The 17,047-nt window shown below is 64.8% G+C and carries 15 protein-coding genes; 10 read left to right on the forward strand and 5 right to left on the reverse strand.

Annotation, left to right across the window (positions count from 1 at the left end):
• Positions 1-304: 304 nt before the first annotated feature.
• Entirely contained in the window at positions 305-1,456 is a 1,152-nt protein-coding gene (gene carA, locus NX862_RS18165) for a glutamine-hydrolyzing carbamoyl-phosphate synthase small subunit (protein WP_264495356.1), read from the reverse strand.
• A 143-nt stretch (positions 1,457-1,599) separates the two neighbouring features.
• On the opposite strand from carA, the gene NX862_RS18170 reads away from it, so the two are divergent.
• Positions 1,600-2,043, forward strand: a complete 444-nt coding sequence (locus tag NX862_RS18170) for a GatB/YqeY domain-containing protein (RefSeq protein WP_264495357.1) — start codon at positions 1,600-1,602, stop codon at positions 2,041-2,043.
• Positions 2,044-2,095: 52 nt separating this feature from the next.
• Here the strand turns inward: NX862_RS18170 and NX862_RS18175 are convergent, their stop codons facing one another.
• Together NX862_RS18175 and NX862_RS18180 are read right to left on the reverse strand one after the other, a co-directional pair.
• Positions 2,096-2,632 (reverse strand): TetR/AcrR family transcriptional regulator, encoded by a 537-nt coding sequence (locus NX862_RS18175; protein WP_264495358.1) that lies wholly within the window; start codon positions 2,630-2,632, stop codon positions 2,096-2,098.
• A gap of 208 nt (positions 2,633-2,840) precedes the next feature.
• Entirely contained in the window at positions 2,841-3,971 is a 1,131-nt protein-coding gene (locus tag NX862_RS18180; protein WP_264495359.1) for a fumarylacetoacetate hydrolase family protein, read from the reverse strand.
• A 198-nt stretch (positions 3,972-4,169) separates the two neighbouring features.
• Between NX862_RS18180 and NX862_RS18185 the strand changes: the two genes are divergently transcribed.
• The 7 genes from NX862_RS18185 (at position 4,170) to NX862_RS18215 (ending at position 12,766) form a co-directional block, all read left to right on the forward strand.
• Positions 4,170-5,513 carry a trimethylamine monooxygenase gene (locus NX862_RS18185; protein ID WP_264495360.1) on the forward strand — a complete coding sequence of 448 codons (1,344 nt, stop codon included), beginning with the start codon at positions 4,170-4,172 and terminating at the stop codon, positions 5,511-5,513.
• A gap of 565 nt (positions 5,514-6,078) precedes the next feature.
• The gene (locus NX862_RS18190) at positions 6,079-7,839 is read left to right on the forward strand and encodes a trimethylamine N-oxide permease (protein WP_264495361.1); all 1,761 of its coding nucleotides are present in this window, start codon (positions 6,079-6,081) and stop codon (positions 7,837-7,839) included.
• Positions 7,840-8,000: 161 nt separating this feature from the next.
• A complete protein-coding gene (locus NX862_RS18195; protein ID WP_264495362.1) occupies positions 8,001-9,134 on the forward strand; it encodes an aminomethyl transferase family protein in 1,134 nt (377 codons plus the stop codon).
• Between the two features lie 67 nt (positions 9,135-9,201).
• Entirely contained in the window at positions 9,202-9,801 is a 600-nt protein-coding gene (locus NX862_RS18200; RefSeq protein WP_264495363.1) for a dimethylamine monooxygenase subunit DmmA family protein, read from the forward strand.
• Positions 9,798-10,736 (forward strand): PDR/VanB family oxidoreductase, encoded by a 939-nt coding sequence (locus NX862_RS18205; RefSeq protein ID WP_264495364.1) that lies wholly within the window; start codon positions 9,798-9,800, stop codon positions 10,734-10,736. The genes NX862_RS18200 and NX862_RS18205 overlap by 4 nt, the downstream gene beginning before the upstream one ends.
• A gap of 3 nt (positions 10,737-10,739) precedes the next feature.
• Positions 10,740-11,801: a heme-dependent oxidative N-demethylase family protein gene (locus tag NX862_RS18210; protein WP_264495365.1), complete on the forward strand. Its 1,062-nt coding sequence runs from the start codon at positions 10,740-10,742 to the stop codon at positions 11,799-11,801.
• Complete coding sequence (locus NX862_RS18215) at positions 11,801-12,766, forward strand: GlxA family transcriptional regulator (protein ID WP_264495366.1); 966 nt, start codon at positions 11,801-11,803, stop codon at positions 12,764-12,766. The genes NX862_RS18210 and NX862_RS18215 overlap by 1 nt, the downstream gene beginning before the upstream one ends.
• Positions 12,767-12,801: 35 nt before the next feature.
• Here the strand turns inward: NX862_RS18215 and NX862_RS18220 are convergent, their stop codons facing one another.
• Positions 12,802-13,638, reverse strand: coding sequence for an EamA family transporter (locus NX862_RS18220; protein WP_264495367.1), 837 nt, complete (start codon positions 13,636-13,638; stop codon positions 12,802-12,804).
• Positions 13,639-13,710: 72 nt separating this feature from the next.
• Between NX862_RS18220 and NX862_RS18225 the strand changes: the two genes are divergently transcribed.
• Together NX862_RS18225 and NX862_RS18230 are read left to right on the forward strand one after the other, a co-directional pair.
• On the forward strand, positions 13,711-16,062 hold the full coding sequence (locus tag NX862_RS18225) for a trimethylamine N-oxide demethylase (RefSeq protein WP_264495368.1): 2,352 nt from the start codon (positions 13,711-13,713) through the stop codon (positions 16,060-16,062).
• 23 nt (positions 16,063-16,085) lie between these two features.
• A complete protein-coding gene (locus NX862_RS18230; RefSeq protein ID WP_264495369.1) occupies positions 16,086-16,454 on the forward strand; it encodes a globin domain-containing protein in 369 nt (122 codons plus the stop codon).
• Here the strand turns inward: NX862_RS18230 and NX862_RS18235 are convergent.
• Positions 16,451-16,870, reverse strand: a complete 420-nt coding sequence (locus NX862_RS18235) for a universal stress protein (RefSeq protein WP_264495370.1) — start codon at positions 16,868-16,870, stop codon at positions 16,451-16,453. The genes NX862_RS18230 and NX862_RS18235 overlap by 4 nt on opposite strands.
• Positions 16,871-17,047: the final 177 nt, after the last annotated feature.

Genomic DNA, 17,047 nt, shown 5'->3' on the forward strand with positions numbered 1-17,047 from the left:
GGGAAAGCGGGGGTGTGGGCGGGTCTTCTGTGGATAAGTCTGGGGGAAACTTTGCAGGCCGGGGATGTTCTTTTTTCGTTCCGGCAGCGCAGGTTAACGGTCGAAACGAAAACGGGCCGGAGGTCCGGCCCGTTCGGGATCATGGCGTCATGGCAGAGAATCAGGCGGCGTTGACCCCGCGCGAAGCCAGTCCGCTTGCCGCGCTTAGACCCGCGCGAAGCCGGACCGCTTGCCGCGCTTAGGCCGCGCGATGCCAGTCCGTTTGCCGCGCTTAGGCCGCGCGAAGCCAGTCCGGTTGCCGCGCTTAGGCTGCGCGGCGGGCGCGCATCGCGGCGGCGAAACGCTCGAACAGATAGAAGCTGTCCTGCGGCCCCGGCGAGGCTTCGGGGTGGTATTGCACCGAGAAGATCGGCTTGCCATCCACCGCGATGCCGCAGTTCGACCCGTCAAACAGCGAGACATGGGTTTCGGAAACGCCTTTGGGCAGGGTCTGGCTGTCCACCGTAAAGCCGTGGTTCATCGAGGTGATCTCGACCTTGCCGGTGGTCAGATCCTTGACCGGGTGGTTGGCGCCGTGATGGCCGTGGTTCATCTTGACGGTCCGCGCGCCCAAGGCCAGGGCCAGCATCTGATGCCCAAGGCAGATGCCGAACAGCGGCAGGTCGGCGGCAAGAACCCCCTGGATCATCGGCACCGCATAGGCGCCGGTTGCGGCCGGGTCTCCGGGGCCGTTGGACAAAAAGACACCCTCGGGATTATGGGCCAGAACCTCGGCCGCGGTGGCCGAGGCGGGCAGGACCACGACGTCGCACCCGGCCGAGGCCAGGCAGCGCAGGATGTTGCGTTTCGCGCCATAGTCGATGGCGACGACCTTCAGCCCCGCGCCCTCGCGCTTGGTATAGCCCTCGGGCCAGGCCCAGGCCTTTTCGTCCCAGGTGTAGCTTTGGGTGCAGGACACGTCCTTCGCCAGATCAAGCCCGACAAGGCCCTTCCAGGCCCGCGCCTTGGCCACCAGACCGCCCAGGTCGAACTTGCCCGAAGGATCATGGGCCAGCGCCACATGCGGCGCGCCCTGTTGGCGGATCGCGCGGGTCAGGCGCCGCGTGTCGATGCCGCCGATGCCGATGCGGCCCGCGCCCACCATCCAAGTTTGCAGGTCCGAGGTCGACCGCCAGTTTGACGGCTCTGTCGGGTCCCATTTCACCACCATGCCGGCAGCAACCGGCGTGCCCGTCTCGTCATCCTCGGGGGTTGCCCCCGTGTTGCCGATATGGGGGAAGGTGAAGGTCACGACCTGACCGGCATAGGACGGGTCGGTCATGATCTCCTGATAACCGGTCATCGCCGTGTTGAAGACCAGTTCCGCCACCGTCTCGCCGGTCGCACCAAAGCCGTGACCGTAGAACACCGTGCCATCGGCAAGGGCGAGGCAGGCGGTAGGTTTTTCTTGGCTCATGGCAGACTCCGGATGAGGGGGGCGGATAAACGGGCTCCGTGTAGGGGGCGGGCGGGGCGGGGTCAAGCCAGAACGGGCCCTAACGGGGCTTGAGGCGGGGTTTGGGCGGGCTTAGGGTGGCGCAAAGGCAAAGGGAGACGGCGATGGACCTGCAGCAAAGGCTGATGGCAGAGATCAAGGAGGCCATGAAGGCCAAGGCGGCGGAGCGGTTGGGGGCGCTGCGGCTGATCCTGAACGCGCTGAAAGAGCGCGAGATCAATGCGCGGGGGACGGACGCGGTGCTTGGCGATGAGTTGGCGGTCTTGGCGCGTATGGTCAAGCAGCGTCAGGAATCGGTCAAGGTCTATCTGGAGGGCGGGCGGCCGGAACTCGCCGCCAAGGAAACCGCCGAGATCGCGGTGATTGAAGGGTTCCTGCCCAAGCAGCTGACGGCCGAAGAGGTCGAGGCGGTGGTGACATCCGCGATTGCCGAAGTGGGCGCGACCTCGGTCAAGGATATGGGCCGGGTGATGGCCGTGCTGAAGGCGGGCTACACCGGCCAGATGGATTTCGGCGCGGTGGGGGCCTTGATCAAGGGAAAGCTGTAGGGCGGGGTTCACCCCGCCGCTTGGGGATGGGGGCGGCGGGATGAATCCCGCCCTACGTCTGCAGCGTCAGGAAGGCCGCGCATGCCGCCCGCGCCCTCTCGGGCGGCATGGACTCCGGGTCGATGCAATGCTGCAGCGCCAATCCGTCGATCAGGGCGATCAGGAGGGGGGAGAGGGCTGCAGGAGCGCCTGCCGTCCTGAGCGCCTCGGCCACGCGGGCCACATGCGCCCCATAGCGGCGGCGGTGTTCGGCCGTCAGTTCCGGCGTATTGGCAATGGCCTGCCAAAGCGCCAGCCAGAGGTTCAACCTTGGCCGGTTGAAGCGGGCCGGGTCAAAGGTCGTGTCCAGCAGCGCGGCCAGACCTTGGGTGGCGGGCAGGTCCTCTTCGTAGAGCTGGGCATAGGTCGCAGCCATCAGACCGCCGATGTTGCCGAAGTGATGCGCAATCAACCCGCGTGACACTTGGGCGCGGGTGCAGATCCGGTCGATGGTGAAGCCTGCGATGCCGTCGTCCTCCATGCACAGGCAAGCGGTCTGGATCAGCATCTGGCGGCGGTCACTGGCGGAGAGGCGGGTGAAGCGGGTCATGGCGTCCTTTGGCCTGTGCGGCCTTGTGTCAGCCAGGCCCGGCTTGAGGATATTTAAGCCTGGGCGACAGGGGAAGGGAGCATTTTCGGGGTCGTCGGAGGGGGGCTGTCTGCCCCCCGCGCCTGCGGCGCCCCCCCGAGAGATATTTGAGTCAGTATGAAACTGGGAGAACGGCAGATCTTTTAGGTTGGCGGGCGGGGCTTGCGGCTTAGAGAAAGGCGCGGGCGGCGAGGTTGCGCATCAGGGCGCCGGTGCCGAAGGTCCATTCCGGGGCCTCGGTCGAAAGGCGGACGGTGTTGGTCAGCGCGCCCAGCATCGGCGTGGCGATTGTCACCACATCGCCGATGTGATGGGTGAAGCCTTGGCCCGGGCCGTCGCGGTCCTGGATCGGGGCGAACATCGTGCCGCAATACAGGAAGGCGCCGTCGGGATATTGGTGATGCCGGCCCAGCGTCTGCGCGGCCAGATCGGCCGGATCGCGCGAGATTTCCGCCATGCTGGAGCGGCCTTCCAGGTGAAAGCCGTCCTCGCCCGTCACCGTCAGCGTCAGGGTCAGGCCCCGCACATCGTCCAGGGTAAAGCTGTTGTCGAACAGCCGCAGCAGGGGGCCGATGCTGGCCGAGGCATTGTTGTCCTTGGCCTTGCCAAGGAGGAGGGCGCTGCGCCCCTCGACATCGCGCAGGTTCACATCATTGCCCAGCGTCGCGCCCAGGATCGTGCCGCGGGAGTTCAGCGCAAGCACCACTTCGGGTTCGGGGTTGTTCCACTGGCTGACCGGGTGCAGACCGACCGCGGCGCCCTGGCCCACAGCGGCCATCGGCGGGCATTTGGTGAAGACCTCGGCATCGGGGCCGATGCCCACCTCCAGATACTGGCTCCAGAGCCCTTCGGCCTGCAGCAGACGTTTGACCTCGGCGGCCTGGGGCGAACCGGGCTTCAGGTCGCGCAAAGACGTGCCGAGGACGCCCGCGATCCTTGCGCGGATCTCGGTGGCGCGGGCGGCGTCGCCTGCCGCGCGCTCCTCGATCACGCGTTCGATCATCGACCGGGCAAAGGTCACGCCACAGGCCTTGATCGCCTGCAGGTCGGCGGGGGCCAGAAGGCGGGTGCCCTGCGGTTCCTGTGCGTTCAGAACGGTCGCGAGGTCGCAGATGGGCCGGTCGGGCAAGGCGGCCAAGTGGTCCAGCGGCGCGGGCAGCTCCAGCAGGTCGCGCATCGTCGGCGCCGCCTTGGTCGTCACATCATGAAGCACGCCCCCCCGCAGATGGACCAGGATCGGCCCGGTCTCTTGCAGCCACAGCCGTCCCACAAAGGTTCCGGTCGTCGGGAAATGCGTCATCGCGGGCTCCTGTTTTCCGGGAAGGGGAGAGTGCGGCAGGCCGAAAGTCAAGAGCCCGACTTTTGGGCTGTGGCCTGCGTTTGGCCTGCGACAGGGTGTCGCGCGTATTTCCTGACGTGAAGAAAATTTGACACAGAGGGAGGCGCGCGCTTAGGCTGGCTGCAAAACAAGACCGCGTGCGGCAACAGGGAGTGACGGATGACGAAGAAACGGGTTGCGGTGATCGGGGCGGGGCCCTCGGGTCTGGCGGCTTTGCGGGCCTTTCAATCGGCCGAGGCCAAGGGGGCCGAGATCCCCGAGGTCGTCTGCTTTGAAAAGCAGGGCGACTGGGGCGGTTTGTGGAATTACACGTGGCGGACGGGTTTGGATGAATATGGCGAGCCGGTCCATGGGTCGATGTATCGCTATCTTTGGACCAATGGCCCGAAGGAAGGTCTTGAATTCGCGGATTATTCCTTTGAAGAGCATTTCGGCAAGCAGATCGCAAGCTATCCGCCGCGCGCGGTGATGTTCGATTATATCGAAGGCCGGGTGAAAAAGGCCGGGGTGCGCGACTGGATCAGGTTCCGCACGCCGGTGCGCTTTGTGCGCTTTGATCCGGCCGCGCAGACCTTTACCGTGACCGTGCATGATCTGGTCAAGGACAGCATCTATGACGAGGTCTTTGACGATGTCATCGTGGCCTCGGGCCATTTTTCCACGCCGAATGTGCCGGAATATCCGGGCTTTGGCACCTATGGCGGGCGTGTCCTGCACGCGCATGATTTCCGCGACGCGATGGAGTTCAACGGCAAGGACCTGCTGATCCTGGGGTCGTCCTATTCGGCCGAGGACATCGGCTCGCAATGCTGGAAATACGGCGCCAAGTCGATCACCGTGGCCTATCGCAATGCGCCGATGGGCTTTGACTGGCCCGACAACTGGAAAGAGGTCCCGGCGCTGACCCATGTCGACGAGACGACCGCCTATTTCAAGGACGGCACGTCAAAGAAGGTCGATGCGATCATCCTTTGCACCGGATACAAGCACCATTTCCCCTATCTGCCCGATGACCTGCGGCTGAAGACGGCCAACAGGCTGGCGACCAATGACCTGTATAAGGGGGTCGTCTATGTGCATAATCCCAAGCTGTTCTACCTTGGGATGCAGGACCAGTGGTTCACGTTCAACATGTTCGACGCTCAGGCCTGGTGGGTGCGCGACGTGATCCTGGGGCGCATCGGACTGCCGGACAAGCCCACGATGCTGGCCGATGTCGTCGACCGTGTGGCGCGCGAGGATGCCGGCGCCGATGCCCATGACGCGATCCATTACCAGGCCGATTACGTCAAGGAACTGGTGGCCGAGACCGACTATCCCTCCTTTGACGTCGATGGCGCCTGCGAGGCTTTCTTTGAGTGGAAAGAGCACAAGAAGAAGGACATCATGGCCTTCCGCAACCATGCTTACCGCTCGGTCATCACCGGGACCATGGCGCCGGTCCACCACACGCCCTGGAAGGACGCGCTGGAGGATTCGATGGAAGCCTATCTGCGCAACTAGCGCCAAGCGGCCCCGGGCTTGACCCGGGGCCTCGACCTTGGGGCACGGGACGGATTGCGCGTGCGGGACCCTTGGGTGTGCGGGAACCGTTCCGTCTAAAAAACAGGCGAGGCCCCGGGTCAAGCCCGGGGCGCCTTTTGTGTTGCGGAACCTTGGTCGCGCGATTGGCAACCGGGCCAACCTGCAAGCCAAAATCTGTGCGCAGTTGCGGCCCAAGTTACCGGCCAAGTCTCGGGCCCAAATCCGGGCGGACACCTCGGCAGGTCTCTCGGCGCTTATTTGGGTTAACCGGTTCTTCACCCTTTCCCGCCAAGCTTGACCCCAAAGCCAAGCGCCCGGGGCTGATTTCCCTGGCCTGCCGCTTTCTTCATCACCGGGGGGGCGTGGCCTTCGCACTCGCAGCAAAAGGAAACATTTTTGCCTGACCGTGAAAATATCCTTTGGCGCATGGCCGGACCTATGTTTGTCTTGGCCCAGCGTTCGGGGGCGAGGGGTCCTTGGGCGTGCAACAATCGCCGCGCCCCGCAAGGGAGACAGCGGTTTCCACGAACAGGGGAGTGGACAGATGTCGAATGAAGGAGGCTCGGGCCAGTTGGTTCGGGCGCTGGACTGGAAGGGCGCGTTCTGGGTGGCGGCGGGGGTGCCGCCGCTGGTCCTGTTCTCGATCGGGGGGATTGCCGGAACCACGGGGAAACTGGCCTTTGCGGTCTGGATGATCTCGATGGTGATGGGTTTTCTGCAAAGCTTCACCTATGCCGAGATGGCGGGGATGTTCGGCAACAAGTCGGGCGGCACCTCGGTTTACGGGGCAACGGCCTGGCTGCGCTATTCCAAGCTGATCGCGCCCCTGTCGGTCTGGTGCAACTGGTTCGCCTGGTCGCCCGTGCTGTCCTTGGGCTGCGCGATTGCGGCGGGCTATATCCTGAACGCGCTTTTCCCCATTCCTGCGGCCGAAAGCCAGATGGTGCTGGATTGGGTCGCGGCAAACCTTGCCAGTTATACCGCCACGACCGAGGCCGTCGTGGCCTATATCGCGGCCAATGGCGTCACCGCGCCCGAGGCGATCCAGGCCGTGGCCACCGCCGATGCCATGACCGCGCTGACCCCCGCCTTCCGCTCGTGGGAGGCGTTTTCCGTCGCCGTCCCCGCGCTTGGGACGCTGCATTTCAACTCGACCTTCGTTGTGGGCGTGGCCCTGATGTCGGTCATCCTTGTGATCCAGCACGGTGGCATCGCCTCGACCGCCTCGGCGCAAAAGTGGCTGGCGATCATCGTGCTGGTGCCCTTGCTGCTGGTGGGTCTGGTGCCGCTGTTCACCGGTCAGATCGACTATATGAACGTCACGGGCCTTGTGCCGCCGACCGCGGCCTCTTCCGGCGTGGACGGGGACTGGAGCGTGGGGGGATGGACCCTCGTCCTTGGCGGCCTTTATATCGCGGCCTGGTCGACCTACGGCTTTGAAACCGCGGTCTGCTATACCTCCGAGCTGAAGAACCCCGCCACCGACACGTTCAAGGCGATCTTCTTTTCGGGGCTCTTGTGCATCGTCTTTTTCTTCCTTGTCCCCTTCGCCTTTCAGGGCGTTTTGGGCCAATCGGGGATGCTGGCCACCGGCATCGTCGATGGCACTGGCGTCGGTGAGGCGCTTGGCAACATGATCGGCGGCGGCAAGGCCGTCACCCAGATCTTCGTCATCTTGATGATCATGGCGCTGTTTTTGGCGATCATGACCGCCATGGCGGGGTCCTCGCGGACGCTTTATCAGGGGTCCAAGGATGGCTGGCTGCCCAAGTATCTGTCGGGCGTCAATGCCAACGGCGCGCCGCACAAGGCGATGTGGACCGACTTTGCCTTCAACGTCTTTCTGCTGGCCCTGGCCTCGGATGTCGGCGGCTATTTCTATGTGCTGGCGATTTCCAACGTCGGTTACATCCTGTTCAACTTCCTGAACCTGAACGCCGGCTGGATTCACCGCATCGACTCGGCCCATATCGCGCGCCCCTGGAAGGCGCCGACCTGGCTTTTGACGGTCAACACGGTGCTGGCCTTTGTCAACGCGCTGTTCCTGGGCGCGGGGGCCAAGGTCTGGGGCTATTCCGGGGCGCTTTGGTCGGGGCTGATCTTTGCCGCCCTGATCATCCCGGTCTTCTGGTTCCGCCATTACATCCAGGACGGCGGCAAGTTCCCGAAAGAGGCCTATGAGGACCTTGGCCTGAAAGAGGGCGACCTTGGCGAGCGCAAGGCCGGCATCCTGCCCTATCTTGCCTTGATCGGCGGGGTTGCGGTGGTCTTTGCGGCCGACTGGTTCTTTGTCCTGCCGGGCTAAGACCCGGGCCAGACCAAGGGGGCGGCGCAAGAAGCCTTGCGCCGCCCCTTTTTTCATCCCGGGCCCATCCCCTGAGGTGAAATAATGTTGAATAATAGTGTTGATTTCTGCCGGTCGCCCCGCCAAGCTTTGCCAAAATCAGCACGAACGGGGAGGTAACGATGACGAATTCCTGGCGATTCTCGGCTCTTGGCGACCGGCACCGGGCCTTGGGGTCCAAGCTTGAAGACTGGTCTGGCATGGGCACGGCCTGGAGCTATGACAGCGACCCGGATGCCGAATACATGGCGATCCGCACCAAGGCGGGGCTTATGGATGTCTCGGGGCTGAAAAAGGTCCATGTGACGGGGCACGCGGCGTCCCATGTGATCGAGCGGGCCACGACGCGCAACGTCGAAAAGCTGATGCCAGGGCGGGCGGTTTACGCGTGCATGTTGAACGATGCGGGCAAGTTCGTGGACGACTGCATCATCTATCGCATGGGGCCAAACAGCTTCATGGTGGTGCATGGGTCGGGTCAGGGGCATGAGCAGTTGACCATGGCCGCAACGGGCCGCGATGTGTCCTTGCGCTTTGATGACAACTTGCATGACCTGTCGCTGCAAGGCCCCCTGGCCGTCGATTTCCTGGAGCGTCACATCCCCGGCGTGCGTGCGCTTCCCTATATGTCGCATATGGCGACCAGCCTTTTCGGCAAGCCGATCACCCTGTCGCGCACGGGCTACACCGGCGAGCGCGGCTATGAAATCTTTGTGCGCGGTCAAGACGCGGGCGAGGTCTGGGACCGCATCCTGACCGAGGGCGCCGATTTGGGGATCATCCCCTGCCGCTTTACCACGCTGGACATGCTGCGCACCGAGTCTTACCTGCTGTTCTTCCCCTTTGACAATTCCGAGATGTATCCCTTTGAAAACGAAGGCCCGGGCGACACGTTGTGGGAGCTTGGCCTCGATTTCACCGTCTCCCCCGGCAAGGTGGGCTTTCGTGGCGCCGAGGAACATTCCCGCCTGAAGGGGCGTGAGCGGTTCAAGATCTGGGGCCTGAAGCTGCAGGGCAAGAATGTGCCGGGCAATGGCGCGCCGGTCTTTGACGGTGGCAAACAGGTGGGCGTCGTCACACAAGCCATGTATTCGCCGCTGAATGACTGGACCGTGGCCATCGCCCGACTGCCGGTCGACTGCGCGGTCGACGGGCGCGCTTTGGAGGTCCGCTGCGGCACCCATGGGCCGATCGCCGCCAAGACCTCGGCCTTGCCCTTCTATGACGTCGAGAAAAAGCGCCGCAGCGCCAAGTGAGCCCTCTGCCGGTGGGGCCAAAGGCGCCTCCGGCGGGAGTATTTGAGCCAGTATGAAAGACGCGACGATGAGCTTGCCCCCCTCGATCCTGAGCCGACCTGTCTATGGCGTGCTGGCCCCGCGTCCGGGGCTGGCGCATCTGGTGATTGCCGATGGGGCGGGGGCGGGCGCGGTGGCCGATCTTTTCGCGGCCGATCCCGGGATCGCGGGGCGCGCCCATGTGCTGTATACGCCGGGGCCGGATGGGGGGGATGACTGGGCGGTGATCGAGGCGCTGGGGGCGGCGCAGGCGCAAAGGGCGGCTTCGGTGCCGACCTTGCTGTTTCGGCTGGCCCGGGTGCTGTTGGATGCCAAGGCCGGGACGCAATGCTATCTTGCGGGGTCGGAAGGGCTGATCGGGCAGGCCGAACGCGACCTGATGGCGCAAGGCGTGCCGCATCAGGACATCCAGAAGGAACACCGCGGCTCGACGGTGCGGCGCGTGCAATGCGTCCATTGCAAGGGGATCACCGAGGCGGTGCGGACCGATCCGTTTGTCTGCAGCCATTGCGGCCTGAGCCTTTATGTCCGCGACCATTACTCGCGCCGTCTGGCGGCCTTTCAGGGCGTCTGCATCGACGCCGAGGAACCGGGCAACATCCCCCCTGCGGTGGAGAAATTCGCATGAATGCCAAGCTGCAGGTGCGCGTGACCGAGGTCGAGGCGCTGAACCCGCTGATCAAGCGCTTCCGCTTTGTGCCCCGTGATGGCGGGCTTCTCCCGGCCTTTTCCGGCGGCGCCCATGTGGTCGTCGAGATGGAGGACCACGGCACCCGCCGCATGAACCCCTATTCGCTGTCCTCCGACCCCGAGGACCGGACGGGCTATGAGGTCACGGTGCGGCGCGATGACGCCGGTCGCGGCGGCTCGCTTTACATGCACAACCATGTCGCCGTGGGGACAGAGATGGTGATCTCGCATCCCGTGAACCTCTTTCCACTGGATGGCCGGGCCAAGAAGCATCTGTTTCTGGCCGGCGGCATCGGCATCACGCCCTTTAAGGCGATGATCCATCAGCTGGGCCATATCGGTGCCAAGTGGGAGCTGCATTACGCCTCCCGCAACCCGGGGCTTTGCGCCTATGGCGATCTACTGCGCGGCCCGGTGCAGTTCTATTACGACGACGACAAGAGCTTCATTCCGCTGAAGGACCTATTGGCCCGCCAACCCCTTGGCACCCATGTCTATTGCTGTGGGCCCAAGGGGATGCTGGCATGGGTGCGGGCCACGGCGGCCGAACTGGGCCTGGCCGAACATGCCGTCCATTTCGAGGAATTTACCGCCCCCCAGCCCGGCGCGCCCTTCGATGTCGACCTTGTCCGCTCTGGCCGGCGCATCCATGTCCCCGCCCATCAAAGCCTGCTGGAGGCGATGGAGGCCGCGGGCGTCGATGCCCCTTACCTCTGCCGCGGCGGGGCCTGCGGGCAATGCGAATGTGATGTCGTGACCCTGGACGGTCAGATCGACCACCGCGACCACTGGCTTGCGCCTACCGACCACAAGACCAAGATCATGCCCTGCGTCAGCCGCTTTGCCGGCCGCGCCCTTGCCATAGACAGGTGAACCATGCTGGATCTGAAACCCGACTTCGGCAGCTTTTTCAAGGATGAGACCTTCACTGGCGACTTCACCTTTGCGAACTCCCCTCAGTCGGTGAGGCGCTTTCCCTTTCCCTTCGACCGTGACGACTACATGTATTCGGTCAATATCGAGCCGCATGTGTCCACCCGGCCCGGCTCGGTCTTTGAACATGCCTTCGACATCGACGAGCATTACGTAAGCGAGATGCGCGACCGGGCGCGGGTTCTGGCGCGCGATCCTCTGCGCTGCCAAAGCCTGCCGCATATGGAGCTTGCGGGGTGGGACCTGCTGGAGCTGTTGATGGAGAGCCTCGCCCGCGATTACCCGCAGTGGTTCACCCTGACCCGCAGCGGCAACGATTGGCATTGGGTGAACAAGCCCTTGGGGATCGACCAGCGCTTTACCTTCCTTGATGCCAGCAGCCTGCCTTATGGCCCGATGGAATACATCACCCGCCAGGTTCAGGGCGATTTCACGCTTCAGGACGAGCGCGACCAGAACCTGTGGGTCGATGCCGGGATGGTGACGACCCAGGCCGATTGGAGCTTGGATTTCGACATCGGCATGAACTTCTTTGAATGGCACGCCCCGGTGCCTTTGGCGCATGAGAAGGGCATTTTTGAACGCGCGCTGAAGTTTCTGTTGCGCTTGCAGCATGGGGCGCCGGTGCGGCGGTTCAACTGGACGATGACGGTGAACCCGCTGTTGGACACCGCGCCCGAGACCTATCCGGAATGGGGCGCGATGCGCACGACGGTCACGCCGCAGAATGTCGGCGAAAAGTTGCATCTGCGGGTCGAGCTGCAGTCGCTGTTCCGTCTGCCGCGGTCCAATGCCATCGCCTTTTCGATCCGCGCCTATCTGGGCCGCTTTGACGACCTGGTCACGGTGCCGAAATGGGGCCGCCGCCTGCACCGCGTGGTGCGCGATGTGCATCCCGACCTTGCCGCCTACAAGGGGTTCTTGCGCAACCGCGATGCCATGACGGACTGGCTGTCGCATCACGACGACGGCGCTCCCACCAGCCCGGGGATCTGGCCCGATTGATGCTGACCCTGGGGTTTTTGCTGTTTCCGGGCTTTCCCATGGCCTGCCTGACCCAGGCCATAGAACCGCTGCGCGCCGCCAACGAGATCACCGGGACGCGCGCCTTCGCCTGGGTGCTGTTGGCCGAAACCTCGGACCCCGTGGCCTCTTCGGCCGGGGTGGTCTTCATGCCCGACCGCAGGCTGGACCGGGCCGGCGATCTGGATCAGCTTTACCTGATCGCACCGCCTTTGGCGCGCTTTACGGGTCGGCGCAGCACGCCGACCATCCGCCGCCTGGACCGTGAGGGGGTGACATTGGGCGCCTTTTCCGGCGGAGTCTTTCCCTTGGCGCGGGCGGGGGTGATGGGCGGCCACCGCGCCTCGGTCCATTGGTGTTACGACAGCGCCTTCAAGGCAGAGTTCCCCGGCGTCACGGCCGAACCCGCCGTGATCACCCGCGACCGCAGGCGGTTCACCGCGGCGGGGGCGGGCGCGGTCTTTGACCTGATGCTGCGCCTGATCGAAGAGCGCCTGGGGGCCCAGGTCATGACCGAAGTCGCCTGCTGGTTCCAGCATCCGGTCCTGCGCGCGGATCATGCGGCGCAAAAGGTCCCGGTTCAGGGCGCGCCTGCGACCTCGGATGCCATGCCGCGCGCGATCCGCGAGGCGATCCGGCTGTTTGACGCCCATGTCGAGGACCCATTGCGCATCCCCGACGTGGCTCAGGCGGTCGAGATGAGCCCGCGCCATTTCGAACGGCTGTTCAAGCGCGAGACGGGGCAAAGCCCGCTGCGCTATTACCGCCATCTGCGGCTGTCCAAGGCGCGGCAAAGGGTGCTGTATTCGGATCAGGGGCTAGAGGATATTGCGGCCTCGGTCGGCTATCTGCGTGCGGGACTGATGGCGCGCGATTATGCCGCGGCCTTTGGCCTGTCGCCTCGGGACGAACGGCGCCGGGCCTCACGCGGGCTGACGGGGGTCTAAGAGGGGGGGCTAAGACGGGGGTCTAAGATGGGGGTCTAGCCCGCAAGCAGGGCCAGGCCGCCAAAGACTAGGCCGATGCCAAGCCCTTGTTTCAGCGTGACCTTCTCGGCCAGAAAGACCCAGGACAGCAGCACCGTGACCATGCCGAACAAGGACGACACGACCGAGGCATAGACCGCCATCGGCAGGGCCCCCGCCGCAAGCACCGCGGTCAAGGCCAACCCGTCCAGCGCCCCCATCCCCGCCAGGATCGGCAATTGCCGCAGCGCAGCACGAAGCCCCGCAGGCTGCAGCATCAACAAGGCCAGCCCCGTCGCTGCAGTTGCACAGCGCGCCAGCGTCGGGGCCAGGAAAGGGTCCAGCGCCCCGGTCGCGGCTTGGCCAAGGGCGAACGCCGTCGCCATGCCCAGGCAGGCCAAAAGCGCCAGCGGCAAGGCGCCCCGCCGCGCCGCGCCCCCTTCGTGGCCAAAGACCGCGACCGCGCCGACCCCCGCCACGATCAACCCCGCCGCCAGCCAATCCAACACGCTGACCGTGGTCCCCGCAACCGCCGCAAAGACCAAAGCGGGCAGCGGATAGGCCCCGATCACCGGGGCAACCACCCGTGCCGGCGCCCGGGCAAAGGCGTGATACAGGCACAGCGAGGCCGCGAAATAGGCGACCCCCGACCCGCCCGCCAATCCCAGCGCCCCCGCCGTCACCCGCGAGGCATCGCCCCAGATCACCCCAAAAGGCAGCACGACCAGCGCCGCAAGCGTCATGACCACGGCAATCTGTGGCAAGACCCGCGCCCCGGGCGCCACGCGGCGGACCAAAAGATCATGTGTCCCCCATCCCAGCGCCGCCACCAGACCCAGAAGAAATGCCAGCATCGCCCCTCACCAGACTTGAACGCTTTTGCGTCTTTGATATGCTATCAGTGAACATATTTTCCGGTCAATGAAATGCTCGATCTGCCGACTGTCACCGCTGGCCCGCCAAAGCCCAGCCGCATCCTGACGCCCCGTGACCTTGCGCGCCGTTCAGGCCATGAGCGGTATGAGATCCCCGGCGGCGGGGCGCTTTTGGTGGACCTGGATCAGGGCGACAAGATCACCGTCCTGAACCCCGAGGGCGGCCAGGAGGCCGAACTTCTGGCCGCCACCGCTCGGGGGCAGATCGACGGCGCGGTCATCGGGGTGCGGATGGATCAGACGGGCCAAGGGCTGCGCGCGCTGATCCAGGCGGGTGGCCCGGGCATGGCGCGGCTGCATCAGGGGCTTGCGCGGCGCGGCATCGACCTGACCACGGCGCGAAGCCTGCGGCTTTTCGGGCCGGACACGCGGGCGGGCACCACGGCCGAGTTTACCGCGACCGAGAAGGGCTTCCTGATCGTGGCCGCGCCCGGGGCCGCGATGGACCCCTCCGGCCAAGCGACGCTGACCCCCCTGATCCTGCAAATCCAGCGCGCCGATCCGGGTTGGGCTGCGCTGCATGACCTGCCAGAGCCGCTGGCCGATCCGCTTGCCGATATCCGCGTGGCCTCGGCGACGGCGCGGGCCTATCACGTCAAGGCCGGCGATTACATCCAGATCATCGACGTCGATGGCCGCCAATGCACGGATTTTCAATGCTTTTCCGCCCGCAAGCTGGACCGCGGCTTGCAGCGTCCCTTGGATGTCACGACCTCACGCACCTTGATGGGGCATGCCTACAGCTCTCCGGGGCTGCACGCGAAATACTATGATCAGGACTGGGAACCCCTGGTCGAGGTGATCCAGGACACGGTCGGCCGCCATGACGCATTTGCCATGGCCTGTGCGGCCAAATATTACGACGACATCGGCTATCCCGGCCATGCCAACTGTTCCGACAATTTCAACGCGGCCCTGACGCCGCATGGCGTTGAACAGCGCCCGGGCTGGATGGCGGTCAATTTCTTTTTCAACACCGCCATCGACGCCCATGGTGTGCTGGTGGCCGACGAACCCTGGAGCCGTCCGGGCGACTACGTCCTTCTGCGCGCCCTGACCGATCTGGTCTGCGTGAACTCGTCTTGCCCCGATGACACCTCGCCCGCGAATGGCTGGTATCTGTCCGACATCCACATCCGCATCTATGACGGCGCCGAGCCCTTTCAAAGGTCGGTCGCCTATCGCCCCACGCCAGAGGCCGCCCCCCGCATGACCCAAGAGACCGCTTTTCACCCCGAGACCTCGGCCCTGACCCGGAATTTCAGCGAATACCGCGGCTATTGGCTGGCCAATTCCTATGCCAACCAAAGCCCGCTGGAGGAATACTGGGCCTGCCGCCAAAAGGCCGCGATGATCGACCTGTCCCCTCTGCGGAAGTTCGAGATCACCGGGCCGGATGCCGAGGCGCTGATGCAATGGGTGCTGACGCGGGATGTGAAAAAGCTGGCGGTGGGGCAGGTGGTTTATTCGGCCATGTGCTATCCCCATGGCGGGATGATCGACGACGGCACGCTGTTTCGCCTGGGCCGCGACCAGTTCCGCTGGATCGGCGGGGATGATTACGGCGGGGTCTGGCTGCGTGAGCAGGCCGAAAAGCTGGGGCTGCAGGTCATGGTGCGATCCTCCACCGATCAGTTGCACAACATCGCGGTGCAGGGGCCCGACAGCCGGGATATTCTGGGGCGGATCATCTGGACCGCGCCGGTTCAGACCGCTGTGGCCGAACTGGGCTGGTTCCGGTTCACCGTGGCACGACTGGGCGATGTCAACGGCCCGCCCCTGGTCGTCAGCCGCACCGGCTATACCGGCGAGCTGGGTTACGAGATTTTCTGCCACCCCAAGGATGCCGCCGAAGTCTGGCGCGCCGTCCATGCCCAGGGCGTCACCCCCATGGGTCTTGCCGCCCTGGACATGGTCCGCATCGAGGCGGGCTTGATCTTTGCCGGCTATGATTTCAGCGACCAGACCGACCCATTCGAGGCCGGCATCGGCTTTACCGTGCCGCTGAAGTCCAAGCCCGACGATTTCATCGGCCGCGACGCGTTGATCCGCCGCAAAGAGACCCCGGCGCGCCGTTTCCTGGGGCTGGAGGTCGAGGCCGCGGTGGACATCGGCCACGGCGACGGGCTTTACATCGGCCGCGCGCAGGTGGGGGAGGTCTGTTCGGCCATGCGCTCGCCTTTGCTGGGCAAACAGATTGCGTTGGTGCGGATGGACATCGCCCATGCCGAGCCCGGAACCGCGGTCGAGGTCGGCAAGCTGGACGGCCAGCAGAAACGCCTGCCCGCGCGGCTGACGTCGCTGTCGGCCTATGACCCGAAGAAGTCCCGGCCGCAGTCTTGAGCCCGGCCGTGCCCCCCTCTGCGATGATCGACCGCATCGGCGGAGAGGGCGTCTTGGGCGCCCTTGTCACGCGGTTTTACGACCTGGTCGAAAGCGATGCGCAGGGCGCGCGGATACTCCAGATGCATCTGGAGGGCCATGGCTTGAACCATGTCCGCCCCGAAGCCTTTGATTTTCTGTCGGGTTTCTTTGGCGGGCGGCGCTATTACGCCGAACGCCACGGCCATATGTCGCTGCGCGAAATCCATGCCCATGTCGCGATCCGGGCAGAGGACGCCGAGGCCTGGCTTGCCCTCATGGACCGCGCCATGGCCGAAACCCTGCCAGAGCCAGAGGCGCGCCAGATTGCCACCGCCTTCCGCCGCGCCGCCTTGGCTTTGGTGAACGCCTAACCCGCCCGCGCCACCAGAACCGAGCAATGCGCCGTCCCCGCAACCGAAGCCGCAACCGAGCCCAGAACCAGCCGCTTCAGCCCCTGCTTGTCGCCGGTGCCCATGACGATCTGGTCAAAGCCCTCTTGGTCGGCATAGGCGACGATGGCGGGCCCGGGCTCCCGCGCGATCAGCTCGATGGCGTCGACATCCGCGACCCCATCGCCGCGCGCCTTGGTCAGCGCAAGGTCCAGGATCTCGCGGACCTGATCGGGCGTCCAATGGCTGATCGTCGGCCCCTTGACCCCGCCATGCGCGATATTGACCACGCAAAACCGCAAGGGCCGCCCGGTCAGCCGCGCCAGCTCCGCTGCCTTTGTCACCCCCACCATGGAGTGATCCGTGCCATCCGTCGGGCAAAGAATCTTCGCAGACATCATGATCTCCTTTCCGGTTGCCTTGGTCCGAAGACTACAAAGCAGCGCAATCGCCCGCCTTGACCTGCATCAAGCGGGAGATTTCATCCATCAAGGAAAGGATTGGCTGGGGCGCCAGGGATCGAACCTGGGAATGTCGGTACCAAAAACCGATGCCTTACCGCTTGGCGACGCCCC

This window comes from Stagnihabitans lacustris (assembly GCF_025950525.1).
Lineage (GTDB): Bacteria > Pseudomonadota > Alphaproteobacteria > Rhodobacterales > Rhodobacteraceae > Stagnihabitans.

Excerpts from the sequence above, each read along its gene's own strand:
- NX862_RS18225 (WP_264495368.1), top strand. The coding sequence starts at position 13,711 with ATGCTCGATCTGCCGACTGTCACCGCTGGCCCGCCAAAGCCCAGCCGC.
- NX862_RS18200 (WP_264495363.1), top strand. The coding sequence starts at position 9,202 with ATGAGCTTGCCCCCCTCGATCCTGAGCCGACCTGTCTATGGCGTGCTG.
- NX862_RS18170 (WP_264495357.1), top strand. The coding sequence starts at position 1,600 with ATGGACCTGCAGCAAAGGCTGATGGCAGAGATCAAGGAGGCCATGAAG.
- NX862_RS18175 (WP_264495358.1), bottom strand. The coding sequence starts at position 2,632 with ATGACCCGCTTCACCCGCCTCTCCGCCAGTGACCGCCGCCAGATGCTG.
- NX862_RS18195 (WP_264495362.1), top strand. The coding sequence starts at position 8,001 with ATGACGAATTCCTGGCGATTCTCGGCTCTTGGCGACCGGCACCGGGCC.
- NX862_RS18210 (WP_264495365.1), top strand. The coding sequence starts at position 10,740 with ATGCTGGATCTGAAACCCGACTTCGGCAGCTTTTTCAAGGATGAGACC.
- NX862_RS18185 (WP_264495360.1), top strand. The coding sequence starts at position 4,170 with ATGACGAAGAAACGGGTTGCGGTGATCGGGGCGGGGCCCTCGGGTCTG.
- carA (WP_264495356.1), bottom strand. The coding sequence starts at position 1,456 with ATGAGCCAAGAAAAACCTACCGCCTGCCTCGCCCTTGCCGATGGCACG.
- NX862_RS18190 (WP_264495361.1), top strand. The coding sequence starts at position 6,079 with ATGTCGAATGAAGGAGGCTCGGGCCAGTTGGTTCGGGCGCTGGACTGG.
- NX862_RS18235 (WP_264495370.1), bottom strand. The coding sequence starts at position 16,870 with ATGTCTGCGAAGATTCTTTGCCCGACGGATGGCACGGATCACTCCATG.
- NX862_RS18220 (WP_264495367.1), bottom strand. The coding sequence starts at position 13,638 with ATGCTGGCATTTCTTCTGGGTCTGGTGGCGGCGCTGGGATGGGGGACA.
- NX862_RS18205 (WP_264495364.1), top strand. The coding sequence starts at position 9,798 with ATGAATGCCAAGCTGCAGGTGCGCGTGACCGAGGTCGAGGCGCTGAAC.
- NX862_RS18180 (WP_264495359.1), bottom strand. The coding sequence starts at position 3,971 with ATGACGCATTTCCCGACGACCGGAACCTTTGTGGGACGGCTGTGGCTG.
- NX862_RS18230 (WP_264495369.1), top strand. The coding sequence starts at position 16,086 with ATGATCGACCGCATCGGCGGAGAGGGCGTCTTGGGCGCCCTTGTCACG.
- NX862_RS18215 (WP_264495366.1), top strand. The coding sequence starts at position 11,801 with ATGCTGACCCTGGGGTTTTTGCTGTTTCCGGGCTTTCCCATGGCCTGC.